This window comes from Bradyrhizobium sp. BR 1433 (assembly GCF_051547665.1).
GTDB lineage: Bacteria > Pseudomonadota > Alphaproteobacteria > Rhizobiales > Xanthobacteraceae > Bradyrhizobium > Bradyrhizobium australafricanum.
The window spans coordinates 4876498-4902864 of the sequence record NZ_JBPUGG010000001.1 but is presented as its reverse complement, the minus strand read 5'-3'; the positions used below and the strand labels follow the sequence as shown (position 1 = coordinate 4902864).

Annotated in this window: 20 protein-coding genes and 1 pseudogene; 12 read left to right on the top strand and 9 right to left on the bottom strand. The window is 66.7% G+C overall.

Annotated features, from left to right (window positions below):
• Positions 1-12 precede the first annotated feature (12 nt).
• The 7 genes from ACSKB9_RS23645 (at position 13) to argG (ending at position 6105) form a co-directional block, all read left to right on the top strand.
• Positions 13-849 carry an SDR family oxidoreductase gene (locus ACSKB9_RS23645; protein ID WP_438076116.1) on the top strand — a complete coding sequence of 279 codons (837 nt, stop codon included), beginning with the start codon at positions 13-15 and terminating at the stop codon, positions 847-849.
• A gap of 152 nt (positions 850-1001) precedes the next feature.
• Positions 1002-1595, top strand: a complete 594-nt coding sequence (locus ACSKB9_RS23640; protein ID WP_050383624.1) for an invasion associated locus B family protein — start codon at positions 1002-1004, stop codon at positions 1593-1595.
• 125 nt (positions 1596-1720) lie between these two features.
• Positions 1721-2935 (top strand): 23S rRNA (adenine(2503)-C(2))-methyltransferase RlmN, encoded by a 1215-nt coding sequence (rlmN, locus tag ACSKB9_RS23635; protein WP_057021293.1) that lies wholly within the window; start codon positions 1721-1723, stop codon positions 2933-2935.
• Positions 2936-3054: 119 nt separating this feature from the next.
• Positions 3055-3540: a hypothetical protein gene (locus tag ACSKB9_RS23630; protein ID WP_438076114.1), complete on the top strand. Its 486-nt coding sequence runs from the start codon at positions 3055-3057 to the stop codon at positions 3538-3540.
• 24 nt (positions 3541-3564) lie between these two features.
• Positions 3565-3909, top strand: a complete 345-nt coding sequence (locus ACSKB9_RS23625) for a hypothetical protein (RefSeq protein ID WP_438076112.1) — start codon at positions 3565-3567, stop codon at positions 3907-3909.
• A complete protein-coding gene (locus tag ACSKB9_RS23620; protein ID WP_438076110.1) occupies positions 3906-4691 on the top strand; it encodes a phosphatase PAP2 family protein in 786 nt (261 codons plus the stop codon). Before ACSKB9_RS23625 ends, ACSKB9_RS23620 begins: the two co-directional genes overlap by 4 nt.
• Before the next feature lie 76 nt (positions 4692-4767).
• Entirely contained in the window at positions 4768-6105 is a 1338-nt protein-coding gene (gene argG / locus ACSKB9_RS23615; RefSeq protein ID WP_438076108.1) for an argininosuccinate synthase, read from the top strand.
• A gap of 168 nt (positions 6106-6273) precedes the next feature.
• Here argG and ACSKB9_RS23610 read toward each other — a convergent pair whose 3' ends face one another.
• Complete coding sequence (locus ACSKB9_RS23610; protein WP_438076106.1) at positions 6274-6861, bottom strand: TetR/AcrR family transcriptional regulator; 588 nt, start codon at positions 6859-6861, stop codon at positions 6274-6276.
• A 96-nt stretch (positions 6862-6957) separates the two neighbouring features.
• Here ACSKB9_RS23610 and ACSKB9_RS23605 point away from each other — a divergent pair, with 96 nt between their 5' ends.
• Together ACSKB9_RS23605 and ACSKB9_RS23600 are read left to right on the top strand one after the other, a co-directional pair.
• Positions 6958-7323, top strand: a complete 366-nt coding sequence (locus tag ACSKB9_RS23605; RefSeq protein ID WP_028340880.1) for a hypothetical protein — start codon at positions 6958-6960, stop codon at positions 7321-7323.
• Positions 7324-7433: 110 nt separating this feature from the next.
• Positions 7434-9191 (top strand): alkaline phosphatase, encoded by a 1758-nt coding sequence (locus ACSKB9_RS23600; RefSeq protein WP_438076103.1) that lies wholly within the window; start codon positions 7434-7436, stop codon positions 9189-9191.
• A gap of 300 nt (positions 9192-9491) precedes the next feature.
• On the opposite strand, the gene ACSKB9_RS23595 is transcribed toward ACSKB9_RS23600, so the two are convergent.
• From ACSKB9_RS23595 to ACSKB9_RS23570, 6 genes are all read right to left on the bottom strand, one after another.
• Positions 9492-10613, bottom strand: a complete 1122-nt coding sequence (locus tag ACSKB9_RS23595; protein WP_438076101.1) for an OmpA family protein — start codon at positions 10611-10613, stop codon at positions 9492-9494.
• A 1441-nt stretch (positions 10614-12054) separates the two neighbouring features.
• The gene (locus tag ACSKB9_RS23590) at positions 12055-12288 is read right to left on the bottom strand and encodes a hypothetical protein (RefSeq protein WP_438076099.1); all 234 of its coding nucleotides are present in this window, start codon (positions 12286-12288) and stop codon (positions 12055-12057) included.
• 111 nt (positions 12289-12399) lie between these two features.
• Positions 12400-12786, bottom strand: coding sequence for a VOC family protein (locus ACSKB9_RS23585; RefSeq protein WP_283089048.1), 387 nt, complete (start codon positions 12784-12786; stop codon positions 12400-12402).
• Positions 12787-12978: 192 nt separating this feature from the next.
• On the bottom strand, positions 12979-13836 hold the full coding sequence (locus tag ACSKB9_RS23580; protein WP_438076097.1) for an FkbM family methyltransferase: 858 nt from the start codon (positions 13834-13836) through the stop codon (positions 12979-12981).
• Positions 13837-13893: 57 nt separating this feature from the next.
• Positions 13894-15915, bottom strand: a complete 2022-nt coding sequence (locus ACSKB9_RS23575; RefSeq protein ID WP_438076095.1) for an ABC transporter ATP-binding protein/permease — start codon at positions 15913-15915, stop codon at positions 13894-13896.
• 266 nt (positions 15916-16181) lie between these two features.
• Positions 16182-18326, bottom strand: coding sequence for an ATP-binding protein (locus ACSKB9_RS23570; protein WP_438076093.1), 2145 nt, complete (start codon positions 18324-18326; stop codon positions 16182-16184).
• 333 nt (positions 18327-18659) lie between these two features.
• Here ACSKB9_RS23570 and ACSKB9_RS23565 point away from each other — a divergent pair, with 333 nt between their 5' ends.
• The 3 genes from ACSKB9_RS23565 (at position 18660) to ACSKB9_RS23555 (ending at position 23695) form a co-directional block, all read left to right on the top strand.
• Positions 18660-18947 (top strand): FeoA family protein, encoded by a 288-nt coding sequence (locus ACSKB9_RS23565; RefSeq protein ID WP_057018132.1) that lies wholly within the window; start codon positions 18660-18662, stop codon positions 18945-18947.
• Positions 18944-20818, top strand: coding sequence for a ferrous iron transporter B (gene feoB / locus ACSKB9_RS23560; protein ID WP_438076090.1), 1875 nt, complete (start codon positions 18944-18946; stop codon positions 20816-20818). Before ACSKB9_RS23565 ends, feoB begins: the two co-directional genes overlap by 4 nt.
• Positions 20819-20944: 126 nt before the next feature.
• Positions 20945-23695 (top strand): bifunctional acetate--CoA ligase family protein/GNAT family N-acetyltransferase, encoded by a 2751-nt coding sequence (locus ACSKB9_RS23555; RefSeq protein ID WP_438076088.1) that lies wholly within the window; start codon positions 20945-20947, stop codon positions 23693-23695.
• Between the two features lie 28 nt (positions 23696-23723).
• Here the strand turns inward: ACSKB9_RS23555 and ACSKB9_RS23550 are convergent, their stop codons facing one another.
• Together ACSKB9_RS23550 and sdhA are read right to left on the bottom strand one after the other, a co-directional pair.
• Positions 23724-24509: a succinate dehydrogenase iron-sulfur subunit gene (locus ACSKB9_RS23550; protein WP_028337893.1), complete on the bottom strand. Its 786-nt coding sequence runs from the start codon at positions 24507-24509 to the stop codon at positions 23724-23726.
• Positions 24510-24527: 18 nt separating this feature from the next.
• Positions 24528-26367 (bottom strand): annotated as a pseudogene (gene sdhA, locus ACSKB9_RS23545) (succinate dehydrogenase flavoprotein subunit).

The following is a 26367-nucleotide window of genomic DNA, read 5'->3' as shown; positions in this document are numbered from 1 at the left end:
AGGGATCAAACTATGTTTGAAAAAGGCCTGCTAGCGAAAAAGCGCATCCTGATCACCGGCGGCGGCTCCGGCCTCGGCGCGGCGATGGGCCGCCGCTTTGCCGAACTCGGCGCCGAACTGATCATCTGCGGACGGCGCGAGGGGCTGCTGGAGGAAACCGCAGCGAAATTCCGCAGCGAACTCGGCGCGAAGGTCTCGACCGCGCGATGCGATATCCGCGACGGCGCGGCGGTCGAAGCGATGATGGATCAGGTCTGGCAGGACGCGCCGATCGACGTGCTCGTCAACAATGCTGCCGCAACCTTTATTGCGCAGAGCGAACATTTGTCGTTCCGTGCGGCGGACGCGATCCTCGCGCCGACACTGCATGGCACGATGTACTGCACGCTCGCCGCCGGCCGCCGCTGGATCGACGGCAAGCACAAGGGCGTGGTGCTCTCGATCCTGTCGACCTCGACCATCACCGGCCGCGCGTTCACGGTGCCGTCCGCGATGGCCAAGACCGCCGTGCTGGCGATGACCAAGAGCCTGGCGGTGGAGTGGGGCCCGAAGGGCATCCGCACCGTCGCGATCGCGCCCGGCGCGTTCCCGACCGCAGGCGCGACCGGACAGTTGCGCCCCGAAGGGCGCGGCGAGAGCTGGGCGCATCGCAATCCGCTCGGCCGCGCCGGCGAGCATTCGGAGCTCGCCAATCTCGCGACCTTCCTGATCTCGGATCAGGCCGGCTACATCAACGGCGAGATGGTGGTGCAGGATGGCGGCTCGCACTTGCGCAGTTCCGGTGCCGAGGACCTGCTGCAATGGACCGATGCGCAGTGGGAGAAGCAGCGCGCTGCGCGCGCCAAATGATAACGCGTCGCGATACGCGCCCGACGGTGAGCGGCGTTCGTCTTTCGGCTAACTGCCTTCCCAAAAAAGCGTTTCCCGGTTATCCATCCGAGCCGGCGGAGGGGAATCGCCGGGCCATCTTGCAGTCACAATGATGGGGGAACCAGTTGGCCGTGCGGCAAATTCTGACATCACTGGTTGCTTGTATCCTGTGCGGGTTCATCACCCTCGCGCCGGCGCAGGCTGCGCCCAAGAAAGATACGGCCAAGGAAGCAGCCAAGCCGGCGCCTTCGGCTGCCGCGGCTGCGGCCGGCGGCGCGGAGCCGACGCTGATCGGCCAATTCGGGACCTGGGGCGCGTACACAGCATCGCCCAACGGCAAGAAGGTGTGCTTTGCGCTCGCCAAGCCGTCGTCGTCGAAGACCAATCCGGCGAACCGGCCGCGTGATCCGGCCTATGCCTTCATCTCCACCCGTCCGGCGGAGAAGGTCGTCAACGAAGTCTCGATCATGATCGGCTACACGGTGAAGCCGGGCTCCGAATCGACGCTTCAGGTCGGCGGCGGGACCTATGCGATGTACACGCAGGGCGACGGCCTCTGGATCAAGAATGCGGCCGAGGAGGAGCGGATGGTGGAATCCATGCGCAAATCGGCCGAACTGACGGTAAAAGCCGTCTCGGCCAAGGGCACCGAGACGACAGACACCTTCTCGCTGAAGGGCCTGGCGCAGGCGCTCGACCGGCTCGGGCAGGACTGCCGGCGCTAGAGCATGATCCGGAAAAGTGTGAAGCGGTTTTCCGGAAAGATCATGCTCTAAAAATCGACTTAAGGCCTGAAATCGAGGTATTTGATGGCTTTCCAGCACCGGCTGGAAGGCCTATTTGAGGTTTCATGACCGACACCGTGACCACCCATGCCGTTTCCGGCGCCAGCGCGCTGGTCGAGAAGGTTCCGCTCGAGACCTATGTGCCGCCGGCCAAGCCGTCGCTGATCGGGCTGTCGCGCGCCGAGATCGCCGATCGCCTGGGCGAGATCGGGGTGCAGGCCGGCCAGCGCAAGATGCGCACCCAGCAGCTCTGGAACTGGATGTATTTCCGCGGCGCCAAGAGCTTTGCCGAGATGACCAACGTCTCGAAGGACATGCGCGCCGAGCTCGAGAAGCATTTTACCGTCGATCGTCCCGAGGTGGTCGCCGAGCAGATCTCCAACGACGGCACCCGCAAATGGCTGCTGCGGCTGCCGAGCGGCGACAAGGTCGAGCGGCCGCACGAGGTCGAGTGCGTCTACATCCCCGAGACCGATCGCGGCACGCTGTGCGTTTCCTCGCAGGTCGGCTGCACGCTGAACTGCGCGTTCTGCCACACCGGCACGCAGCGGCTGGTGCGCAACCTCACCGCCGGCGAGATCGTCGGCCAGGTGATGGTGGCGCGCGACCGGCTGAATGACTGGGCCGACCGCGAGGACGGCACGCGCCGCGTCACCAACATCGTGATGATGGGGATGGGCGAGCCGCTCTACAATTTCGACGCGGTGCGCGATGCGCTGCTGATCGTCGCCGACAATGAAGGCATCGGCATTTCCCGCCGGCGCATCACGCTGTCGACCTCTGGCGTGGTGCCGAACATCCAGCGCACCGGTGACGAGATCGGCGTGATGCTCGCGATCTCGCTGCATGCGGTGCGCGACGAGCTGCGCAACGAGCTGGTGCCGCTGAACCGCAAATATCCGATCAAGGAATTGTTGCAGGCCTGCCGCGATTATCCCGGCGCCTCGAACGCGCGGCGCATCACCTTCGAATATGTGATGCTCAAGGGCGTCAACGATTCGCTCGATGACGCGAAACTCCTGGTGAAGCTGCTGAAGGGCATTCCGGCCAAGATCAACCTGATCCCGTTCAATCCGTGGCCGGGCACCGCCTATGAATGCTCGGACTGGGAGCAGATCGAGAAATTCTCCGAATACATCTTCAACGCCGGCTATTCCTCGCCGGTGCGCACGCCGCGCGGCCGCGACATCCTCGCCGCCTGCGGCCAGCTCAAGTCGGAGACCGAAAAGCTCTCCGCCCGCGAGCGCCAGGCGCTGCGCGCGATGGCGATGACGGATTGAGTGTGACGCCCTCCATGCAATCTGTCATTGCGAGGAGCGAAGCGACGAAGCAATCCATGCCTCGGCGAGCTGAGAGATGGATTGCTTCGCTCCGCTCGCAATGACGGGGAGGTCGTAGCATGGCCCTGATCGGCCGCCTGTTCGTCGTCGCCTTCGGCTTCCTGATGGCCTGCTTCGTGGCGGGGATCATCGTGGTCGTCGCGGTGCTGTATCCCGAGATCAGCGATTTCGGCGGGCAGATCGACCAGAGCGCCGTCAACGTCGTGCTCGGCTTCGGCTTCATCTTCATATCAGGCTTTGCGCTGCTGCCGGCGCTGATCGTGGTGCTGATCACCGAGGCGTTCTTCATCCGCAGCGTGCTGGCCTACGCCGTCGGCGGCGCGATCGTCGGCGCCGCCTGCTATCTTGGCCTGGTTCCGTTCGATCCCGATATGATGCAATTCCACGGCATCGTGCGCCGGCACATGGAGATCATGACCGGCGCCGGCATCGTCGCGGGCCTCGTCTACTGGCTGATCGCCGGCCGCACCGCCGGCGCCTGGCGCGAGCCAAGGCGTCCGTTGCCGCCGCCTCCGCCATTGCCGTCGCAATCGCGGCAGCCGTGACCCTCGTCGGGAGCTCATACCAACATGGATTCGAACCAGCGAGCAGCTTCTGCGATCTTGGGAAGCGTGATCAATGCGCAGTCGGGCAAATTGTCACTTCCCGAGCTTGAGCAAGACATCCTCGCTCAATTGCCGGCGATTGATTCGACCTTGCCCAGAGCGACCCGGGAACTTCTGGATCGGCTAGTGCTGAACGTCTTTCAGACGCAGAACAAAAATGGTGCTGCGGCCCTCAATACTCCGCGCCAGTTCAACTATAACGAAGATCAGGGTGTCGATATCCTGTTTGACCAAGCGGTAAACGCCCTCCGGGCCTACCTTGAAATGATTGCGTCGCCTCATCCGCCTCGGCTAAACCGCGCGCCATGAACCGGACCGGACTTTTCATCGCGCTGGCGCTGGCGCTCATCGTTGGAATCCTGTTCGGGATCTATCCCGAGCTCGACCTGAAGCTGGCGGCGCTGTTCTACGACGCCGCGCAGAAAACCTTCCCGCTGAAGCTCGACGCGGTGGCGTCGTTTGCGCGCGATGCGGCGATGTGGATTGCCTGGGCGCTGGTGCTGCCGGCGATCGTGACCATCGTCTGGAAGTTCATCCGGCCCGACCGGCCGATGCTGATGTCCGGCCGCGCCGCGGTGTTCCTGCTCACCACGATGCTGCTCTCGGCCGGCGTGCTCACCAACCTCACCTTCAAGAATTATTGGGGCCGGCCGCGGCCGGTGTTCGTGACGCAGTTCGGCGGCGACCTGCAATTCGTGCCGTGGTGGGACCCGCGCGGCGGCTGCCCGCGCAACTGCTCGTTCTTCTCCGGCGAGGGCGCCACCGCGTTCTGGACCTATGCACCGGCGGCGCTGATGCCGCCCGCGTGGCGGCCGCTGGCCTTTGCCGGGGCCACCGTGTTCGGCATCGTCACCAGCGGGCTTCGCATGGCCTTTGGCGGCCATTTCTTCACCGATGTGGCGATCGCGGGCCTGGTATCGTTCTTCACGGTCTGGTTTTTCTACGCGCTGATCTACCGCTGGGCAGCGACCCGGCTGACCGACGCCCAGGTCGATGCCACGCTGACCCGCCTTGCGATGCCCGGCTACCGGTGGATGCAGCGCTGGCGCCGGGGCGGTGAGGCAGAGCCGGCCAGCCCGAAGCCTGATTAAAGGCGTGCCCCGCCTTCCGAAATTTGATATTCGGCCTGCTCAATCACCACCGATTTCGACCCGATTGGACCGTTCCATGAGTACGATTTTGAAAAGCCTGCCCACCGGCGAGAAAGTCGGCATCGCGTTCTCGGGCGGGCTCGACACCTCAGCGGCGCTGCTCTGGATGAAGCTGAAAGGCGCCAAGGTCTTCGCCTATACCGCTAATCTCGGCCAGCCCGACGAAGCCGACTACGACGCGATCCCGCGCAAGGCGATGGATTTCGGCGCCGAGAAGGCCCGCCTGGTCGATTGCCGCACCCAGCTGGTCCATGAGGGCATCGCCGCGATCCAGTCCGGCGCGTTCCACATCTCGACCGGCGGCATCACCTATTTCAACACCACGCCGCTCGGCCGCGCGGTAACCGGCACCATGCTGGTCGCGGCGATGCAGGAGGACGGCGTCAACATCTGGGGCGACGGCTCGACCTTTAAGGGCAACGACATCGAGCGCTTCTATCGCTACGGCCTGCTGACCAACCCGAGCCTGCGCATTTACAAGCCCTGGCTCGACCAGCAGTTCATCGACGAGCTCGGCGGCCGCGCCGAGATGTCGGCCTTCATGACCGCGCAAGGCTTCGCCTACAAGATGAGCGCGGAGAAGGCGTATTCGACCGACAGCAATCTGCTCGGCGCGACGCATGAGGCCAAGGATCTCGAGAGCCTTGCGAGCGGCATCACCATCGTCAACCCGATCATGGGCGTGCCGTTCTGGCGCGCCGATTGCGACGTCAAGGCCGAGAAGGTCGTGGTGCGGTTCGAGGAGGGCCAGCCGGTCGCGCTGAACGGCAAGACGTTTGCCGATCCGGTCGCGCTGTTCCTCGAAGCCAATGCGATCGGCGGCCGCCACGGCCTCGGCATGAGCGACCAGATCGAGAACCGCATCATCGAAGCCAAGAGCCGCGGCATCTACGAGGCGCCCGGCATGGCGCTGCTGCACATCGCCTATGAGCGTCTCGTCACCGGCATCCACAATGAGGATACCATCGAGCAGTACCGCATCAGCGGCATGCGGCTCGGCCGCTTGCTCTATCAGGGCCGCTGGTTCGATTCGCAGGCCTTGATGCTGCGCGAGACCGCGCAGCGCTGGGTGGCGCGGGCCGTCACCGGCGAGGTGACGCTCGAGCTGCGCCGCGGCAACGACTACTCGATATCAAACACCGAGAGCCCGAACCTGACCTACGCGCCGGACCGGCTCAGCATGGAGAAGGTCGAGGACGCCGCCTTCACGCCGGCCGACCGCATCGGCCAGCTGACGATGCGCAACCTCGACATTGCTGACACCCGCGCCAAGCTCGGCCTGTACAACAAGACTGGCCTCATCTCGAGCGGCGAAGGCTCGCAGATCTTCCAGCTCGAGAACGACAAGGACTGAGGCGGCAAGTCGCGCCGCAAATTCGCTGTCGTCCCGGCGAAGGCCGGGACCCATAACCACGACCTTCAATTGTTGCGAAACGCTGGGGCCACAGCGCGCTTCGACAACGATACCCGGTGATAACGGGTCCCGGCCTTCGCCGGGACGACGTGGGCAGGGAGTCTTTGCCTACTTCACCCTCAGCGCATCGAGCAGCGAGCGGAAGGCGCGCGCGTAATCGGTGCCGGTCTTGCCGATGTCCGGCCCCGCGGAGACCGCGACCGCGGCTTCCGTCACCGCGCCGAGCAGCAGCCGCGCCAGCGGCTCGATCGGCTGCTTGGCGATCACGCCGGCCTCCATCGCGGCCGCCAGCGCGCGCGGGAACTTGCCGCCGAAATGTTTCGCGTCGATCTCGCGCCAGCGTTCCCAGCCCAGCACGGCGGGGCCGTCGCGCAAGATGATCTGGCCGGTCGGGCCTTTCGAGCACGCCGCGAAATAGCCCTGCGTGCCCGCCGCCATCGCCGCCAGCGGATCGTTCTCGGTGCGCGAGATGCGGTCGAGATCGGCGACGAGGTCGATCGACACCTGCTCGAACACCGCCTCGAACACCGCCTCCTTGGTCGCGAAGTGATGATAGACCGCGCCCTTGGCGACACGCGCGCCGGCGGCGATGTCGTCCATCGTCGCAGCGGCGAAGCCGCGCTCGCCAAAAATGCGCCGCGCCGCCTTGACGATGGCGGCTCTGGTTTTCTCGCGCCGTTCGGCCTGGGTTGCCATGGCGCATCTCTAGCCCAGTTCCAGACGCAAGCCAATTGACTTACCGACTACCAGTCGATAAATACCGACTATAAGTCGGTAAATGGAGAATGCCCGATGCCCTCGCTTAGGACGTTGCAAGCCTTCGCCGACACGGTCGAGTCCAACGACCATGTCGGCGCGATCAGGAACTTCTATTCAGTCGATGCCCGCACCCAGGAGAATGACGGCGAGTGGCGGGTCGGCCGCGAGGCGCTGGCGGCGCGCGAGGCGGCGGTGCTGGCCGCGGTCGCCGGCGTCAAGACCACGCGGCTCGGGCCGCTCCTGCTCGACGGCGATCATTCGGCGATCTGCTGGCGCTTCGAATTCACCGGCAAGGACGGCAAGGTCCGCAGCATGGAGGAGGTCGCCTGGCAGACCTGGCGCGGCGAGGAGCTCGTCGAAGAGCGCTTCTTCTACGATCCGCAGCAGATGGCGCGCTGAAATCGCGCTGGTCCTTGCGGCAATACGCCCCGGCGCGCCTCATTGCGCCGTCATCTGCCGCCACTAGCCTTCGCCCGATGCGCATGATGCGCGAGGGCGGAGCATCGATCATGATCAGGTCAGTGGCCGGTATGGCCGTCACGCTGGCGTTGTCGGCAGCGCCGGCGTTCGCCCAGACGATCTATCCGATCGATCGCGCCGATATCCTCGTCGGCGCCAAATTCGACTTCAAGGTCGAGCTTCCGGGGGTGGTCGATCAAGCAAAGCTCAAGGTCACGCTGAACGGCGCGGACTATGCCGCGGTGTTCGGCCAGGGCGGCACATTCACCGCGCGCGAGGCCGGCCGGGAGCAGTCGGCGCTGTTGCTGCGCGATGTCTCGCTCGCCAAGCCCGGGCAGGTCGCTGTCGAAGTCAGCGACGGCACGCAGAGCCGGACCGTGACCTGGACCGTCTACGACACCGGGCCGCGCAAGGCCAGGAACGTGATCCTGTTCATCGGCGACGGGATGTCGCCGTCGCATCGCGTCGCCGCACGAATCCTCTCCAAGGGAATCGCGGAGGGCAAGAGCCGCGGCAAGCTCGCGATCGACGACATGCCGCATATGGCGTTGGTCGCGACGGCGGGCTCGGACTCGATCATCACCGATTCGGCGAATGCCGCGAGCGCTTACGCCACCGGCCACAAGGCCGCGGTCAATGCGCTCGGTGTCTATGCCGATCGCACGCCCGATCAGCTCGACGATCCCAGGGTCGAGACAATCGCGAGCCTCGCCAAGCGCCGGGCGGGCCTCGCCATCGGTATCGTGACCAACACCGAGGTCGAGGATGCGACCCCGGCGGCGATCGTTGCGCATACCCGCCGCCGCGCCGCCTATGACGCGATCGTCGCGCAATATTTCGACGCGAAGCCCGACGTGCTGATGGGCGGCGGCTCCGCGAACTTCCTGCCGCAATCCACGTCCGGATCGAAACGCAAGGATAATGTCGATTATCTCGCGCGCTTCCGCGATGCCGGCTATCCGGTCGCAACCACCGCAAGCGAACTCGCCACGCTCGCGGCCAAACCTGATACCCACCAATTGCTCGGCCTGTTCGCCGCCGGCAACATGGACGGCGCGCTCGACCGCAAGTTCCTGAAGGGAGGCGGCGTCAAGAAATTCCCCGCACAGCCGGACCTGACCGAGCAGGTCCAGGCCGCGCTCACAGTGTTGTCGAAACACGAGGCCGGTTTCTTCCTGATGGTCGAGTCCGGCCTGATCGACAAATACGCCCATCTGCTCGACATGGAGCGCGCGGTCTACGACACCATCATGCTCGACAATGCGGTGCGGCTCGCAAAGGACTGGGCGAAAGCGCGCAACGACGACACGCTGATCCTGGTCGTGGCCGATCACAACCATCCGAACAGCCTGGTCGGCACCATCAATGACGACATGGCGGCGACACCCAACGTGCCGCTGCGCGAGCGCGTCGGCGTCTACGAGAAAGCCGGCTTCCCGAATTATCCGGCGCCGGACGCCGAAGGTTGTCCCTCACGCGTCGACGTCAGCCGGCGGCTTGCGATCTTCTCGGCCAGCCTGCCGGATCACTACGAGACGTTCCGCCCGAAGCTCGACGATCCGAACGAGCCGACCGTGAAGGGCGACCAGCCCGACACGTTCAAGGCCAATGACAAGTACAAGGATGTCCCCGGCGTCGTGCTGCGGTTCGGCAATCTGCCGGCGATGATCGGCGCCAGCGTGCATTCCGGCGAGGATGTCATCCTCACCGCGACCGGACCGGGCAGCGAGCGTGTCCATGGCTCGATGGACAACACCGAGGTGTTCCGCGTGATGGTCGAGGCGCTGGGACTGGGCGCGGGGAAGTAACGCATGATGAGATTGAGACGAGGCATGCCCGCTGTACCCCTCCCGCTTGCGGGGGTCGAGATGAGCAAAGTTTGCTGTTGTGGAGGGTTGGTGTGAGCGGCGAGGCTTCTCCGACCTCCCCTTGAAAAGGGGAGGTCGCTTTGCTCGCGAGAGCAAAGCGGGTGGGGATCTGCTCTCTCCGTAGACACCGTCACCTGCGGCTGACCCCCATCCCGACCTTCCCCCTTTCAGGGGGAAGGAGAACAAACAAAAATGGCCGGGATCGCTCCCGGCCATTTCGTAGCGTGATGTCGCACCGGCTCAGCGCGGCGGCGCGGCGGAGGCGGTGCCGCCGTTGAGCAGCGGGGTGATGCGGCGGACGGTGACGCGCCGGTTGATGCGGCTCGGTCCGTCGGTCTGCTCCTTCAGATATTGCGAGCCGTAACCCTGCGAGGTCAGGTTCTCCGCCGGCACGCCGAATTGCTGCGTCAGCAGTTCGGCCGCTGATTGCGCACGGCGGTCGGACAGCGACAGATTGTCGGTGTCGTTGCCGGTCGCATCCGTGTGGCCCTCGATCAGGAACACCTCGCGCGGATTGCGCTGGATGGCCCGGTTGAGGCCGTCGGCGATCACTTGCAGCCTCGCCGCCTGGTCCGGTGGGATGGTCCACGATCCGGAGTCGAAGTTGATCGTGTTGACGTCGATGCTCGGCATCTGCATGCGGATATTAGGGCTGTAGCGGATCTCGTCCAGCGAGTAGCGCCGTTCGATCCGCTGCACCGGCGGTGCCTCCATGGTCTCGTAGATCACGTCGGGCGACGCGTCCTGCGCGTCGACGATGTAGCGATCGTAGGGAATGTTGACCACCGGCGGTGGCGCGTCGACATAGAAGCCGCCGACCGCCCGCGGATCGCGATAGCTGTTGTCGATGATGACGACCTCGCGTCCGCCAGTATCCCTGCGGATCCGGCGCAACATCTGGCCGTCGGAGCCGACCACCGTGATGATCTCGCTGCCGTCAGGACGAACCACCACGGTGCGGGTTTCGCCGCCGACCGTCTCGGTGCGGATGTCACGCGCGCCATAGCGGAAACGATAGACGTCGTCGCCGCGCACATAGGCCTGGCCGCCCGGGTCGCGGATGATGACCCGGTCCGGCTCGGTGTAGATGGTGCGGCCGCCTTCGACCACCTCCTGCCGCTGGCTGTGCAGGTCGGCGATGCTGCCACCGATGATGGCGCCGGCGACCACGCCGGCACCGACCGCGGCGCCGATCGCGAGCGGCTTGATGTTGTCATGCCGCGGCGGCGGCGGCAGCGGTGCTGCGACGGCAGGCGCGGCCCGGAAGGCGGGCGCAACCGTCGGCGGGGCGTATTGCGCGCGGCCGGGCGGTGGCGTTGCGGCGGCCGAGCCGGGGACGACCGACGGTGCCGGCGCGCCCATGGCAGCTCCCTGGGCCGGCGACACGCCGGGCGCAACGCCCGGGCGTGCCGGTTGACCCGGAGCCGGGGCCGCGCCAGGCGCGCCCATTGCCGCGCCCGGGGTCGCAGGCGTTCCGGGCGGTGTCGCCGGACGTCCCTGCTGACTTGGCGCCGGTGGCGTCGGCGTCGCGCCGGCGGCCGGAGGCGTCGTTGCGGCAGGCGGGGTGCCTGGCCGTGCGGGCTGTGCGCCGGCTGCCGGAGGCGTCGGCGTCGGTGTCGCACCGGGAGCTGTCGTGGCGGGCGGCGTGCCCGGTCGTGCCCCTGCTGCCGGCGGCGTTGTCGTTGCCGAAGGCGCGGGCGTTGACGTCGCCGCGGGCGGCGTGCCGGGCGGTTGCTTGGCGCCGCCAGGACGTTCACCGCGTTCGCCACCCGGACGATCACCAGGGCGGCGTTCGGCCGGCGCCGTTGTCGGAGCGCCGGGCGTTGCGGGCGTCGGTGTCGGCGTTGCCGCTGTGGGCGGGGTGCCGGGGCGTGCTGCCGGCGCGGCATTCGGCGTGGCGCCGGGCGCGGGGGTCGGGTGCGCGGGCCCTGCGCCGGGCGGCGGGGTGCCGGGTCGCTGCGGTGCTGCGGCCGGCGGCGGTGGGGTCGGCGTCGGATGTGCGGGGCAGCCGCCGGCGGTGGCGGGGTCGGCTTCGCAGGTGCCGCTGCGGGCGGCTCCGGCCGTGCCGGCGTCGGCGATGGCGCCGGCTTCGCGGGGGCGGCCACAGGTGGGGGCGGTGCGGGACGTGCAGGCGCAGCCGCCGGCGGAGGCGTTGTCGGGCGCGCCGCAGGCGGCTCGGGCCGTGCGGGAGCCGGCGGCGGCGCCGGATGCGGTGCGGCTGCCGGAGGCGGCGTCGGCTTTGCCGGTGCAGCTGCGGGCGGTTCGGGCCGGGCAGGTGCTGCAGGCGGGGTCGGCTTTGCGGGCGCTGCGGCCGGCGGAGCAGGATGCGCGGGTGCCGCGGCGGGAGGTGGCGCCTGCGGATGCGGCGCTGCGGCCGGTGGTGCGGGACGTGCAGGAGCACCCGGCGCGCCCGGCGCTGGCCGCGCCTTCGGCTTTCCGTCAGGTCCGGTTTCTTCCTTCTGCTGCGCCTGTGCGACGACCAGCGGCGAAGTTTGGGCGTGCGACGCTGAGGTGGCGAACTGCATCACCGTCAGCGCAGTCGTGGCAAGCAGCACGAGACGAAGCTTTGTCATTGTCTAGGAGTTCCCGGCGGAAAGTCTGGGCAGGAAAGCAAAGTGAGAACCGAACAATTCGGCAGGACGATGAACCGCCAGCCGTTAGGCCGGATTGTGGCGAGCCACGAATCATCGGCGAAGTTTATTTCGACATTATAACGGGTTGCATGTGTGGTTGTTCACCGCGCGTTCAGAAGAAACGCGCCGACACATTTGCAATCGACGTGGAACTTGGGCGCAAGGGCGACTTACCGGCGGCGAGTTCGATCTGTCGCAGGTGGCGGGCCGGAGGGTCCAGGCGGTCCGCGCACCGGTGATTCGTCAGGTGTCTTGCCGGGCAACTCGTCCGGTCGCGGCGGCTCGCCGGGTTCGCGCACCGGCTCCGGAATCTCGGGGTGCGGACTGCCGGGCGGAATTCCCGGCGGCGGTTCGCTCGGTGTGCCCGGCGTCGTCGGCGGAATCTCGGGGGGCTCGATCGGCATCATATCGAGGCCCCGCGGCGGTTGCCGATGCCAGATCGCGTCGCGCGCATTGATCGCTCTCCATCGAAGTTCGCAGCGACAACGGATCGCCCGCCGCGGCGTTCCGATGTCTCACCCGGGCGTATGGCAGACCGCCTCGATATTGTGGCCGTCGGGATCGAGCACGAATGCGCCGTAATAGTTCGGGTGGTAATGCGCGCGAATGCCGGGCGCGCCGTTGTCGCGGCCGCCGGCCGCCATCGCAGCCTTGTAGAAGGCGTCGACGGTGGCGCGGTCCTTGGCCGTGATGGCGATATGCACCGGCTTGTTCATCGCGCCTTCGCCGCCGATCCAGAAATCCGGCTTGCCGTCGGCGCCGAAGCCCGCGGCGGGCGCGTGCCCGGTCACCTCCGCGGGCACTTCCATGATCAGGCCGTAGCCGAGCGGCGCCAGCGCCGTCTGGTAGAAAGCCTTCGCGCGTTGATAGTCGGAGACGGAAAAGCCGATATGGTCGATCATCGCGAGCCTCCCTTGTTGTGTGACGTTACATCCGCGGACTCCTTGCACCTCTCCCGCTCGCGGGGGAGGTCGGATTGCATCGAAGATGCAATCCGGGTGGGGGCTCTTTCCACAATATGACTCGTGGACACACCCCACCCCGGCCCTCCCCCGCAAGCGGGAGAGGGAGCCGATCTCAGCCGCGGCCACGTCTCAACTGCGCACCAGCAGCGTGTTGCTCCGCGTCCGGCCCAGCTCGACGTAACCGCGCGCATGCATGTCCGCAATGCAGTCGTCGGTCCATTCGTCCTTCGACAGATGCTCGATCACCACCGCGCGCGGCCACAGCGACTGCGGCGCGTCGCGGAAGAAGCCGATCAGCACGCGGTCCTCGAAACCCTCGACGTCGATCTTGAGCGCATCGACCTTGGTCGCGCCGGCCTCGTCGAGGATGCGTTGCAGCCGTAGCGACGGCACCTTGAACGCCTTGCCCGTCGGCGTGCCGGTGACGATGTGGCTGGCGCCGAGATTGTCGCCGTCGGTCTCGATCATCAGTTCGCCATCGGTCGGGCCGGCGGCCGCCGCAATCAGGCGCACCTGCGAAAAGCCGGAGGCCTGGGTGTTGAACTTGAGCCGCGCATGCGTCACCGGATGCGGCTCGATCGCGATCACCTTGCCACCGGGCCCGACATCGCGCGCCAGCGCCAGCGCATAGGTGCCGACATTGGCGCCGAGATCGACGAAGGTGCCATCCGCGCCGACATGAGCCCGCAGGAAGGTGAGTTCTTCAAGGTTGTAATCGGGATTGAACAGCGCGCCGCGCTCGGTCGCGCTTTGCTGATGATAGAAGCGGAACGATGCGCCCTGATAGGTCACGTCGAGCGGCCCCGCGCCGAACAGATTGACCAGTTTCGACAGCCAGGGCCGGAATGCGCCGCGCTTCAATCCTGAGCCATGCGCCAGGCGGATGATGGCGGCCTGCGCCGCATTGGGCGCGAAGGCGCCGAATGGCGCCGGCGATATGTCGTTGCTCGGGATCACGCATGGCCTCGTCAAAAGCGCGGCATGCATAGCCGGTTTTGCCGGCAGCGCCAACGCCCGTTACGCCGCCTTGCCCGCTGCCTGCCGTTACCGCAGGAAGCGGCCGAGCAGCCTTCGCTTGCCCTTGCGCGGGATCAGGTCGACGTCGCTGACCAGTTTGGCGCCGCCCTTGCGGCGCTCCAGCACGATCTTGCGGCTATGGAACGCTTCGAGCTCGACGCGGTGGGCGACGCTGACGATAGTCGCCTTCGGCAGTTCCGTCGTCACCGTCTCCATCATCTTGTCCTGGCTCTTCTCGTCGAGCGCGGACGTCGCCTCGTCGAGCACGACGATGTCGGGGGCATGCAGCAGCAGTCGGGCAAAGGCGAGCCGCTGCTTCTCGCCGCCGGAGAGGGTCTGGTCCCACGGCGCGTCCTCCTCGATCTTGTCCTTGAGATGGTCGAGGCCGACCTTGTGCAGGGCACGGCTGATCTCATCGACGCTCCAGTCCTCCGCCGCGCCGGGATAGGCCACCGCGCGCCGCAGCGTGCCCGAGGGCACGTAGGGCTTTTGCGGCAGCATGAACAGGCGGCGGTCCGCGTGCAGGCCGACACTGCCGCCGCCCCACGGCCACAGGCCGGCGATGGCGCGCACCAGCGTGCTCTTGCCGGTGCCGGATTCGCCGGCGACCAATAGCCGCTCGCCCGGTTCGATCACCACTTCGGTCTCGCCGACCACGGCAGTGCCGTCGTCCAGCGTGACGGAGAGATCGTTGAGGCTCAGCATGGCCTCGCCCTCGGTCTCGCCACGCTCGATGCGGCCGAAGCCGTCCCCGGTCTCGGCGCGTTCGAGCCCGTCGAGCGACATCATCAGCGAGGCGATGCGCCGTGCGCAGGCGTTCCAGTCGGCGAGCCGCGGATAGTTGTCGACCAGCCAGCCGAACGCGGTCTGCACGATGGTGAAGGCCGAGGCCGCCTGCATCACCTGGCCGAGCGACATGCTGCCGTCGAGGAATTTTGGCGCGCACAGCAGCAAGGGTACCACCGGCGCAATGAGATTCGATCCCTGCGACACCAGCGTCGTGCGCATGTGCTGCCCGGCGAGCCGCGCCCATTGCCGCAGCACGTTCGAGAACGTCTTGTCGATGCCGTCGCGCTCTTCGGTTTCGCCGCCGAGCAGCGCGATGCTTTCGCCATTCTCGCGCAGGCGGGTCAGGATGTAGCGGAATTCCGCTTCCGCCTGGTTCTTGTCCTCGGAGATCTGCGCGAAGCTGCGGCCGATCGCCGTGATCGAGCCCGACGCGATCGCCGCATAGATGATGGCGGCAATGACCAGGAAGCCCGGGATGCTGATCGACGAGCCGCCGAGCGTCACCGTCAGCGCGCCGCCGATGGTCCAGAGCACGACGATGAAGGTGACGGCCGAGAGCAGCGCCGACGTCACGCCGGCGATGAAGTCGACCGGAGAATCGGTCGCGATCCGCAGATCCTCCGCGATCCGGTATTCCGGATTCTTGTGATCGCCGTCGACGAGGTTGAGCTGGTAGTAGCGGCCGTTCGTCAGCCAGCGCGAGACGACGGCGTTGGTCAGCCAGGCGCGCCAGCGCCGCTGGATACCCATGCGGCCGAACACCTGCGCGACCCCCAGCAGCACGCTGCCGATCGCCAGCGGAAAGAAGATGGCCGTCAGGTGGAAGACACTGGCCGCGTCGCGCTTTTCGATCGCATCGAAGATCGCGCGATTCCAGACATTGATGCCGTACTGAACGGCGACATTGGCGACGATCAGCAGCAGCAGGCCGATCGTGAACAGCCACGCCAGCCGGTCGCCGCTCCGGCCCCAATAGCCGCGCGCGCTGATCCAGAACCGCGTCAGCAAATAGTCCTTGCGCGCCTGTTCGGCCTCTTCCGCCGACAATTCGGGATCGGGTTCGACGATTTCCGGCGGCGGTTCGACATCGTCGCCGTTCTCGGCGATCACCTCGACGAATTCCGACTTCTCGTCAGCTTCGCTTGGCGCGGGATCCTTGCGCTCTTGATCGGCCGCCTTTGCGCTCGCTTTCCGGGACGATGAAGTCCTGGCCGACGACGGCCCGCCCGACGATTTGGATCTTGCCTCAGCTTTGCCCATGGCACGATAACGCCAGGCAAATTACCCGGTTCCGCCCAGCTTCCGGCGGTCAGCCGCGTGTATTGCAACGACGAGTCCCCGCCACAACATCCGCCGCGGCGTATGGCTCCTGCTTTCGCCGGGACGACGCCTGGGAAGCAACTGTGGACTCTCATTCTCCCCGGCATGCGCGGGTGATGATACCGCGCTGTTTGATATCTTGAATTGCGACTCATCCTCACCGTCGTCCTGGCGAAAGCGTGCTTGAGATGTGCCGCGCAACTACCTCACCCCGCCGGCGCCTGATCGCGCTTCAGCCGGCGCGAGCGCGTTGCTTTGTGCAGCACGCGCGCGAGCTGCTCGGCCGAATAGGGCTTCTGCAGCAGCTCGAAGCCGCCGCTGCCCTGCTGCGACAGCACCTGGCTGTAACCGGAGGCGAGCACGATCGGAAGATCGAGGCGCTGCCGGCGGATCTCTTCCGCAAGCTCGATGCCGCTCATGCCAGGCATCACGACATCGGTGAACACCAGGTCGAACCGGTCGGCGTCGACGGCGAGCTCCTCCAGCGCGTGGGTGGCGTTGTCCACCAGCACGCAGGTGCAGCCGAGCTGGGTCAGCGTGTCCGCGGCAAACTTTCCGACCTCGGCATTGTCCTCGACGATCAGGACCGATGCGTTGGTCCGATCGACCGAGGGCGCGTCCTCGGTGCGCTGCGCTCGCGCGCCATGCCCGCCGACGACGCGCGGCAGATACAGCGTGAATGTCGCACCCTTGCCGACTTCGCTGGTGACGGTCACCTCGCCGCCGGACTGCTTGGCGAAGCCGAACACCTGCGACAGGCCAAGGCCGGTGCCGTGACCGACCTCCTTGGTGGTGTAAAACGGCTCGAAGATGCGGCCGAACAGCTCCTGTGGAATTCCGACGCCGGTGTCGGTCACCGACACCGCGACGTGGCCGGGCGAGTTCGGCGGCGTGCTGGTCGCGGACGGCAGTCTGTCCACGGCGCGGACCGCGATCGTGAGCCGGCCGACGCCGTCCATGGCGTCGCGCGCGTTCACCGCCATGTTGATGATGGCGGTCTCGAACTGGCCGGCATCGGCGTTGACGAGACAGGTCTCGTCCGGCACCTGCGCTGTGATCTCGATGCGCGCGCCGATCAGGGTTGCGATCATCTCGCTCAGGGTGCGGACATTCTGGCAGGCGTCGAACACCTCGGGCTTGAGGGTTTGCCGCCGCGCGAATGCAAGCAGCTGGTTGGTCAGCTTGGCGGCACGGTTCACGGTGTTGGAGATCGCATCGATGTAGCGCTGCCGCCGCGGCTCCGGCAGGTCCGGCCGCCGCAACATGTCGACCGACGCGCGGATCACGGTGAGCAGGTTGTTGAAGTCGTGCGCGACGCCGCCGGTGAGCTGCCCGAGTGCCTCGAGCCGCTGGCCGTGCCGCAATGCCTCCTCGGCCTCGATGCGCCGGTTGGCCTCCTCCTGCAGGCGCTGGGTTCGCCGGAAGGCGAGTGCGAGCAGGCCGAACAGCAGGGCGGTGGCCGGGATCCCGAAGATCAGGTGCTGGGCCATGGTCGACCTCCAGCGCGACTGGATCGCCGAGGTTTCGAGGCCGGCGCTGACATAGATCGGGTATCCGGCCAGCCGCTGGTAGCGCATGCGCCGCTCGATGCCGTCGGCCGGGGATTGGATCGTCATCGTCCCGGCTTCGGGATTGGCGACGATCTGCCGCCCGAGCGGGCCGTTCGGCTCGAACCGGACATCGTGGTCAACGGCAGGGAAGTGCGCCAGTACGGCGCCGTCGGTCCGGATCAGCGCCAGGAAGCTGCCGGGCTCGCGGCCGATCCTGGCGTAGAAGTTCTCGAAATATTCCGGAAGCACGGAGGCCTGGATCACGCCGGCAAAGCTGCCGTCGTCGCCGTTGCGGCGCCGGCCGACGCTGAAGAACCGCGAGCCCAGATAGGGCGGCCGCGGCGTCAGCACCTCGCCGATATAGGTGCCGATGTCGCCCTGGGCATGGATCCGGAAGTAATCCCGGTCCGAGAAGTCGACGTCGGGGGCCGGCTGCACCAGGCTGTTGACGAGGGCGCGGCCGTTGGCATCGAACACCCAGACCGATTTCACCTGGGGAAGCGCCATGGCGACCTGGCGTAGCCGCTGGTGCAGGCTCTTCTCGCGCGCGACGATATCGGCATCGCCCATGCCGCGGACGACCTCGGTGACCTCGGCGAGGCCGCGATCGATGGTCTCGAACACCTTCAGCGCGTGCTCATGGGCGACATCGAGCGTGCGCTGGATCTCCTGGTCGGCGGCCTCGCTGGTCGAGATCCAGGACATTGCGGAGGCAAAAACGAACAGCGCCAGCGGAAGGGCCAGCGCGGCGGCCATCATCCATTGCAGCAGTCTCAGCGAATTGCGTTGTGCGGTCTGCACGGGCGCTCCGGCTCCGCGCGGACCATAACGCAAACCGTTGCGCGGGAGGAAGCGAAACGGCGGTGCCGGGCGCGGCGCGGACGCTCGTTCGCCATTCCGCGATCGGTCAAGGTTACCGGAGGCCAACCCGGATCGATCAATTCGCAGCCGGCTCGCGTCCGGGGCACCACGGGGCGGCTGCGGCGCGGCGGCATCACGACCTCGTTAGCGCCTCGCCGGCAGTCAAGCGGAAAATCGGCCTGGATGGCGCCTCCGGCCGCTGTTTTTAGGAGTTCTAAAACCTCTCACGGGCAAACGCTTGACCCTGTGACTACCTGCTGAAAAACAGGCCGCATGACAGGCGATCCAAACAGCTCCCGGGATGATTTGCAGGACGTCCGGCTCGGACATGCGGATCGCGGTTTTGTCGGAAAGATCATCAGGCTCGATGCGCTCGTGACGGGCTCATCGCTGTCTCCGCAGGAGCTGGAGCAGCGCCTGGTCGAGATGGGATTTGTCGAGGGCGCGCGCGTGGAAATCCTGCATGAAGGCACGATCCGAAAGGACCCGATCGCGGTGCGCGTCGACAACATCACGATCGCGCTGCGCCGGAGCGAAGCCATGGCTGTGATCGTCGAATGACCACTGCATCCCTGCGCCTGGCGCTGGTCGGCGCGCCGAACACCGGCAAGACGTCGCTGTTCAACAGCCTGACCGGCAGCCGTCAGAAGGTCGCCAACTATCCGGGCGTGACGGTCGAGCGCAAGTCCGGCGGCTTCGTCACGCCGGAGGGCCGCAGCGTGACCGTGCTCGACCTGCCCGGTACCTATTCGTTGCGCGGCCGCAGCCCGGACGAGGAGATCACCCGCGACATCGTGCTCGGCCGCTTCGACGGTGAGGCGGTGCCCGATCTCGTGCTCTGCGTCGCGGACGCCACCAATCTGCGGCTGACCTTGCGGCTGGTGCTCGAGCTGAAGCGCGTCGGCCGGCCGATGATGCTCGTGCTCAACATGATCGATATCGCCAGGCGCCGCGGCGTCACGATCGACATCGACCGTATGTCGCAGGAGCTCGGCCTGCCGATCGTGACCTCGGTCGCGGTCCGCAAGGGCGGCATCGACGAGCTCCTGAAGCGAACCGACGAATTCCTGGCCAAGTCGCATGAGGCGGCGGCCAGCGAGTGGACGACGCCGACGATCGCCGACCTCAAGGTGGCGCAGCGCGAGGCGGACCGCATCATCGCGGCGGCGGTGACGCTGCCGACCAAGCCCGACACGCTGACCAACCGGATCGATTCGGTCGTGCTGCATCCGGTCTGGGGTCTCGTGATCCTGGCCGTGATCCTGTTCGTGATGTTCCAGGCGGTGTTCACCTGGGCACAGCCCGCGATGGAATTCCTGTCGGACAGCTTCGCCGCGCTCGGGCAGCTGATCCACAATTTGCTGCCCGAAAGCTGGAGCCTGTTGCAGAGCTTCCTGCAGAACGGCGTGATCTCCGGCGTCGGCAGCGTAATCGTGTTCCTGCCGCAGATCATCATCATCTTCCTGTTCATCCTGCTGCTGGAAGATTTCGGCTACATGGCGCGCGCCGCGTTCCTGATGGACCGCATCATGGGCGGCGCCGGGCTGCATGGCCGCGCCTTCATTCCGCTGTTGTCGAGTTTTGCCTGCGCGATTCCCGGCATCATGGCGACGCGCGTCATCGACAACCGCCGCGACCGCCTGACCACGATCCTGATCGCGCCGCTGATGACCTGCTCGGCGCGCATTCCGGTCTACACGCTGATCATCTCCGCCTTCGTTCCGGCGACCACGCTGTGGGGTTTCGTCAACCTGCAGGGGCTCGTGATGTTCGGCCTCTATGCCGCCGGCATCACCAGCGCGCTGACGGTGTCGGCGATCGCGAAATTCTTCCTGTGGCGCGATCACGCGCCGGCGCCGTTCATGCTGGAATTGCCGGACTACAAGATGCCGCGGCTGAAGAGCATCGCGATCGGCGTGTTCACCCGCGCAAAGATGTTCCTGTACCGGGCCGGCACCACGATCCTCTCGATGATGGTGCTGATCTGGTTCCTGGCCTCGTTCCCGCAGGCGCCGGCCGGCGCCGAGGGACCGGCGATCAACTACAGCTTTGCCGCGATGATCGGCCATGCGCTCGAGCCGCTGCTGCGGCCGATCGGCTTCAACTGGCAGATCGCGGTGGCGCTGATCCCCGGCATGGCGGCGCGCGAGGTCGCGGTCGCAGCCCTCGGCACCGTCTATTCGATCGAGGGCGGCAAGGAGGCGGCGGACCAGATCGGCCAGGTGCTGGCGCAGAAATGGACGCTGGCGACCGCGCTCTCGCTGCTGGTCTGGTACATCTTCGCCCCGCAATGCGCCTCGACGCTGGCGGTGATCCGCCGCGAGACCGGCGGCGCGAAGTGGATGGTGGTGACGTTCGTCTACATGCTTGCGCTGGCCTATGTCGCGAGCTTCCTGACCTTCAACCTGGCGCAGGCGCTGGGCCTGCATTGATCGGCAACGCAGTTTCATCATCTCTGTTCGAAACTGCGACAGGTGCACGCAGCCAAGCGAAGCAGTAGAGTTGGTCGAGGGCGCATGAAGCGGCGGCGCCTGCGCTTGTTCCCGCGAGACCCTGCAATGTCGACGTACGGCCTGGAGCGGCTATTTTCGCCTCGAAGCATCGCCATCGTCGGCGGCAGCCCGCGCCCGTCGTCGCTCGGCGCGGCGGTGCTCAGGAACATCAGGACGAGCGGCTTCACCGGCCGCGTCGGTGTCGTCAACCGGCAATATGCCGAGGTCGACGGCGTGCCGACTGTTCCGGACCTGAAATCGCTGCCGTTCGTACCGGATCTCGTCGTCATCAGCGCACCGGCGGCTGCGGTTCCAGAGATCGTCGCGGAGGCAGGTCACGCCGGCGTTGCCGGTGCGGCGATCCTGTCGGCCGGTCTCGGCCATGGCGCGGGCTCGCTCGCGGAGACCGCGGGGCAGATGGCGCGGCGATACGGCATGCGCCTGATCGGGCCGAATTGCCTCGGCGTCATGATGCCGCGCGCCAAGCTGAATGCGAGCTTCGCCTCGCATCAGCCGTCCGACGGGCACGTTGCCCTGATCTCGCAGTCCGGCGCGGTCGCGTCGGCGATGATCGAGTGGGCGGCGGAACGGCGGCTCGGCTTCTCCGGCATCGCGTCGATCGGCGACCAGCTCGATGTCGACGTCGCCGACCTCCTGGACTATTTCGCGCTCGACGACCACACCAGCGCGATCCTGATCTATCTCGAGGCCGTCAAGGACGCGCGCAAGTTCATGTCGGCGGCGCGCGCCGCGGCGCGGTTGAAGCCGGTCGTCATCGTCAAGTCGGGACGGATGGCGCAGGGCGCCAAGGCCGCCGCGACCCACACCGGCGCGCTGGCCGGCTCCGATGCGGTCTACGACGCCGCATTCCGCCGCGCCGGCATGCTGCGCGTCTACGACCTGCGCCAGCTGTTCGATTGTGCCGAGCTGCTCGGCCGCGGCTTCATCCCGCGCGGCAACCGGCTGGCGATCCTGACCAATGGCGGCGGGCTCGGCATCCTCGCGACCGACCGGCTGGCCGAACTCGGCGGGGTTCCCGCGACATTGACGGCGGAGACCATCGAACGGCTCGACAAGGTGCTGCCGCCGGGCTGGTCCTGCGCCAATCCGGTCGACATCGCGGGCGATGCCGATGCCGACCGCTACGTGGCGGCGCTCAACGCACTGCTCGATGATGCCAACAGCGACGCGGTGCTGGTCGCGAATGTCGAAACCGCGGTGGCGCCGGCCCAGGGGATTGCAGAGGCGGTGGCGCAATGTCTGCGCGACCGCAGGACGAAGCGGAGTGCGGTCGCCGCGCTGGTGCTCGCGGCCTGGGTCGGCGCCGACGAACGCACCGGCGCGATCTTCGAGGCGGCGCGGATTTCGCATTTCCCGACCGAGGACGATGCGGTGCGCGCCTTCATGTATCTGGTGCGCTATCGCGAGGCCTCCACCGCGCTCGCCGCAACCCCGCCGGGCGTCGCATCGGTGTTCACGCCGGAGACGGCGGCGGCGCGCCACGTCGTCGTGAACGCGCTGTCGGAAGGGCGCGCCTGGCTCGATCCGGCCGAGATCGTCGCGCTGTTCGCGGCCTATCGTATTCCGATCGCGACGACGCTCGTCGCCGACAGTGCCGAGGACGCTGCCGAGAAGGCGGCGCCGTTCCTCGCCGAGGGACATGCGATCGTGGTCAGGGTGTTCTCGCGCGACATCCGGCACGCCTCCGACGTCGGCGGCGTGATCCTCGACCTGCGCACGAAAGACAGCGTCGTTGAAGCTGCCCGGACCGTCATGGCGCGGGCACGAAGTGCCCGGCCCGATGCTATCCTGCAAGGCGTGACGATCCAGCCGATGATCGTGCGGCGCGCGGCGCGCGAACTGATCCTCGGCATCGCCGAAGATCCGACCTTCGGTCCGGTGATCGTGTTCGGGCGTGGCGGCCCCGCGGTCGAGGTGATCAACGACAAGGCGCTGGCGCTGCCGCCGCTCGACATGAATCTCGCCCGTGAGCTGATCGGACGCACCCGCGTTTCGCGGCTGCTCGGCGGCTATGGCGATGTGCCGGCGGTCCCGGCGGACGTCGTGCCGCTCACCCTCGTCAAGCTGGCGCAGATGGCGGCCGACATTCCCGAGGTCGCCGAGCTCGACATCAATCCGATGCTGGCGGACGAGAGCGGCGTGCTCGCGCTCGATGCGCGGGTCGCGATCCGCAAGCCGGCGCGGCTGTTTGCCGGCCACACCCGGCTCGCCGTCAGGCCCTATCCGTCGCAATGGGAAGGTGAGCTTGCGCTGCGCGACGGCTCGCGTGTCACGGTGCGCCCGATGCGGCCGGAAGACGAGCCGATGGTGAGCGAGTTCTTCAAGCGCGTCACCGCCGAAGACCTCAGGCTGCGCTTCTTCCATGCGATGAAGGAATTCTCGCACGCCTTCATCACGCGCCTGACCCAGCTCGACTATGCGCGGGCGATGGCGTTTGTGGCGCTCGATCCGAACACCGGCGAGATGATGGGTGCGGTCCGGCTGCATTCGGACTCGCTGTACGAGAATGCCGAATACGCGATCCTGCTGCAGTCCGATCTCAAGGGCAAAGGGCTCGGCTGGGCGCTGATGCAGCTCCTGATCCACTATGCGCGGTCGGAGGGATTGAAGCGTCTGTCCGGCCAGGTGCTGACCGAGAACACCACGATGATCGGGTTGTGCCGCGATCTCGGCTTCACCGTGACGATGGATCCGGACGATCACAGCATCGTCGATGTCGTACTCGACCTCGATCGATCCGGCGTCGATGCGGTCGGCGCCGATATCCTGATCCGGCCCGCTGCGGCTGGCCGCTGATAACAGCGCCAGCCGCGGCTGCAACGAATCAGATTTGGCGTTCGACCAGCTTGAACTTGAGCTCGGCGATCGCTTCGGAGGGGTTGAGGCCCTTCGGACACGCCTTGGCGCAGTTCATGATGGTGTGGCAGCGATAGAGGCGGAACGGATCCTCGAGATTGTCGAGCCGCTCGCCGGTCGCTTCGTCGCGGGAGTCGGTGACCCAGCGGTTTGCCTGCAGCAGCGCGGCGGGGCCGAGGAAGCGCTCGCTGTTCCACCAGTAGCTCGGGCATGAGGTCGAGCAGCAGGCGCACAGGATGCACTCGTAGAGGCCGTCGAGCTTCTCGCGGTCCTCGTGGCTCTGCCTCCACTCCTTCTGCGGCGTCGGCGTCGTGGTCTTCAACCACGGCTCGATCGAGGCATATTGGGCGTAGAAATTGGTCAGGTCCGGGACCAGATCCTTCACCACCGGCTGGTGCGGCAGCGGATTGACCTTCACCGCGCCACCGGCGCCGACGTCGTGCATCGACTTGGTGCAGGCCAGCGTGTTCTGGCCGTCGATGTTCATCGCGCAGGAGCCGCAAACGCCTTCGCGGCAGGAGCGGCGGAAGGTCAGCGTCGGGTCGATGTGGTTCTTGATCCAGATCAGGCCGTCCAGCACCATCGGACCGCAATCATTGGTGTCGACATGATAGGTGTCGACGCTCGGATTCTTGCCGTCGTCCGGGTTCCAACGATACACCCGAAATTCGCGCGTCTCGGTGGCGCCGGCCGGCTTCGGCCAGGTCTTGCCGCCGGAAATCTTCGAATTCTTCGGAAGTGCGAATTCAACCATGCTTGCTCGCCTTCGTTCTCAGTAGACCCGCGCCTTCGGCGGGATGTACTGCACGTCATTGGTCATCGTGTAGCTGTGCACCGGACGGTACTCGATCGAAGTCTTGCCGGCCGGATCGATCCAGGTCAGCGTGTGCTTCATCCAGTCCTTGTCGTTGCGGTCCGGGAAGTCCTCGCGCGCATGCGCGCCGCGGCTTTCGGTGCGGTTCGCCGCCGAATCCATCGTCACGACCGCCTGCACCATCAGATTGTCGAATTCCAGCGTCTCGACCAGATCGGAATTCCACACCAGCGAGCGGTCCGACACCGAGATGTCGCCGACGCCGCCATAAACCTTGTGGATCAGGTTCTGGCCTTCCTGCAGCACGTTGCCGGTGCGGAACACCGCGCAATTGTTCTGCATCACATGCTGCATGCTGTCGCGCAGCTTGGCGGTCGGCGTGCCGCCGGAGGCGTGGCGGAAGTGATCGAGGCGGCCGAGCGCGAGATCGGCGGAATCCTTCGGCAGCTCCGGCTGCTTGGCGTTCGCGGTCAGCTTGTCGGCAAGGCGCAGCGCGGCGGCGCGGCCGAACACCACGAGGTCGATCAGCGAGTTGGAGCCGAGGCGGTTGGCGCCGTGCACCGAGACGCAGGCCGCTTCGCCGATCGCCATCAGGCCTGGCACCACCGAATTGTCGTCGCCATTGCGCTTGGTCAGCACCTCGGCGTGATAGTTGGTGGCGATGCCGCCCATGTTGTAGTGCACGGTCGGCACGATCGGGATCGGCTCGCGGGTGACGTCGACATTGGCGAAGATCTTGGCCGATTTCGGAGATGCCCGGCAGCCGCTCGTGCAGCACCTTCGGATCGAGGTGGTCGAGGTGCAGGAAGATGTGGTCCTTCTTCTTGCCGACGCCGCGGCCTTCGCGGATCTCGATCGTCATCGCGCGCGAGACGACGTCGCGCGAGGCGAGGTCCTTGGCCGACGGCGCATAGCGCTCCATGAAGCGCTCGCCCTCGGAGTTGACGAGATAGCCGCCTTCGCCGCGGGCGCCTTCGGTGACGAGGCAGCCCGAGCCGTAGATGCCGGTCGGATGGAACTGGACGAATTCCATGTCCTGCAGCGGCAGGCCGGCGCGCAGCACCATGCCGCCGCCGTCGCCGGTGCAGGTGTGCGCCGAGGTGCAGGAAGCATAGGCGCGGCCATAGCCGCCGGTCGCCAGAATCGTGGTCTGGGCGCGGAAGCGATGCAGCGTGCCGTCGTCGAGCTTGAGCGCGATCACGCCGCGGCAGACGCCCTGATCGTCCATGATCAGGTCGATGGCGAAGAACTCGATGAAGAACTCGGCCGAGTGGCGCAGCGACTGGCCATACATCGTGTGCAGCATGGCGTGGCCGGTGCGGTCGGCGGCGGCGCAGGTGCGCTGCGCCTGGCTCTTGCCGAAGTCGATGGTCATGCCGCCGAACGGGCGCTGATAGATCTTGCCGTCCTCGGTGCGCGAGAACGGAACGCCCCAATGCTCGAGCTCGTAGACCGCGTCGGGCGCGTTGCGCACCATGTATTCGATCGCGTCCTGATCGCCGAGCCAGTCCGACCCCTTCACGGTGTCGTACATGTGCCAGCGCCAGTCGTCCTGATGCATGTTGCCGAGCGAGGCCGAGATGCCGCCCTGTGCCGCCACCGTGTGCGAGCGGGTCGGGAACACCTTGGTGATGCAGGCGGTGCGCAGCCCGGCTTCCGAACAGCCGACCACGGCGCGCAGGCCGGCGCCGCCGGCGCCGACCACGACGACGTCGTAGGTGTGGTCCTGGATCGGGTAGGCCTTGCCGTTCGTGGCCGGGCCACCGTTGGTGGCCTTGCCGTTTCCTTCACCGGCCAT

Excerpts from the sequence above, each read along its gene's own strand:
- ACSKB9_RS23645 (WP_438076116.1), top strand. The coding sequence starts at position 13 with ATGTTTGAAAAAGGCCTGCTAGCGAAAAAGCGCATCCTGATCACCGGC.
- rlmN (WP_057021293.1), top strand. The coding sequence starts at position 1,721 with ATGACCGACACCGTGACCACCCATGCCGTTTCCGGCGCCAGCGCGCTG.
- ACSKB9_RS23630 (WP_438076114.1), top strand. The coding sequence starts at position 3,055 with ATGGCCCTGATCGGCCGCCTGTTCGTCGTCGCCTTCGGCTTCCTGATG.
- ACSKB9_RS23625 (WP_438076112.1), top strand. The coding sequence starts at position 3,565 with ATGGATTCGAACCAGCGAGCAGCTTCTGCGATCTTGGGAAGCGTGATC.
- ACSKB9_RS23620 (WP_438076110.1), top strand. The coding sequence starts at position 3,906 with ATGAACCGGACCGGACTTTTCATCGCGCTGGCGCTGGCGCTCATCGTT.
- argG (WP_438076108.1), top strand. The coding sequence starts at position 4,768 with ATGAGTACGATTTTGAAAAGCCTGCCCACCGGCGAGAAAGTCGGCATC.
- ACSKB9_RS23610 (WP_438076106.1), bottom strand. The coding sequence starts at position 6,861 with ATGGCAACCCAGGCCGAACGGCGCGAGAAAACCAGAGCCGCCATCGTC.
- ACSKB9_RS23605 (WP_028340880.1), top strand. The coding sequence starts at position 6,958 with ATGCCCTCGCTTAGGACGTTGCAAGCCTTCGCCGACACGGTCGAGTCC.
- ACSKB9_RS23600 (WP_438076103.1), top strand. The coding sequence starts at position 7,434 with ATGATCAGGTCAGTGGCCGGTATGGCCGTCACGCTGGCGTTGTCGGCA.
- ACSKB9_RS23595 (WP_438076101.1), bottom strand. The coding sequence starts at position 10,613 with ATGGGCGCGCCGGCACCGTCGGTCGTCCCCGGCTCGGCCGCCGCAACG.
- ACSKB9_RS23590 (WP_438076099.1), bottom strand. The coding sequence starts at position 12,288 with ATGCCGATCGAGCCCCCCGAGATTCCGCCGACGACGCCGGGCACACCG.
- ACSKB9_RS23585 (WP_283089048.1), bottom strand. The coding sequence starts at position 12,786 with ATGATCGACCATATCGGCTTTTCCGTCTCCGACTATCAACGCGCGAAG.
- ACSKB9_RS23580 (WP_438076097.1), bottom strand. The coding sequence starts at position 13,836 with ATGCATGCCGCGCTTTTGACGAGGCCATGCGTGATCCCGAGCAACGAC.
- ACSKB9_RS23575 (WP_438076095.1), bottom strand. The coding sequence starts at position 15,915 with ATGGGCAAAGCTGAGGCAAGATCCAAATCGTCGGGCGGGCCGTCGTCG.
- ACSKB9_RS23565 (WP_057018132.1), top strand. The coding sequence starts at position 18,660 with ATGACAGGCGATCCAAACAGCTCCCGGGATGATTTGCAGGACGTCCGG.
- feoB (WP_438076090.1), top strand. The coding sequence starts at position 18,944 with ATGACCACTGCATCCCTGCGCCTGGCGCTGGTCGGCGCGCCGAACACC.
- ACSKB9_RS23555 (WP_438076088.1), top strand. The coding sequence starts at position 20,945 with ATGTCGACGTACGGCCTGGAGCGGCTATTTTCGCCTCGAAGCATCGCC.
- ACSKB9_RS23550 (WP_028337893.1), bottom strand. The coding sequence starts at position 24,509 with ATGGTTGAATTCGCACTTCCGAAGAATTCGAAGATTTCCGGCGGCAAG.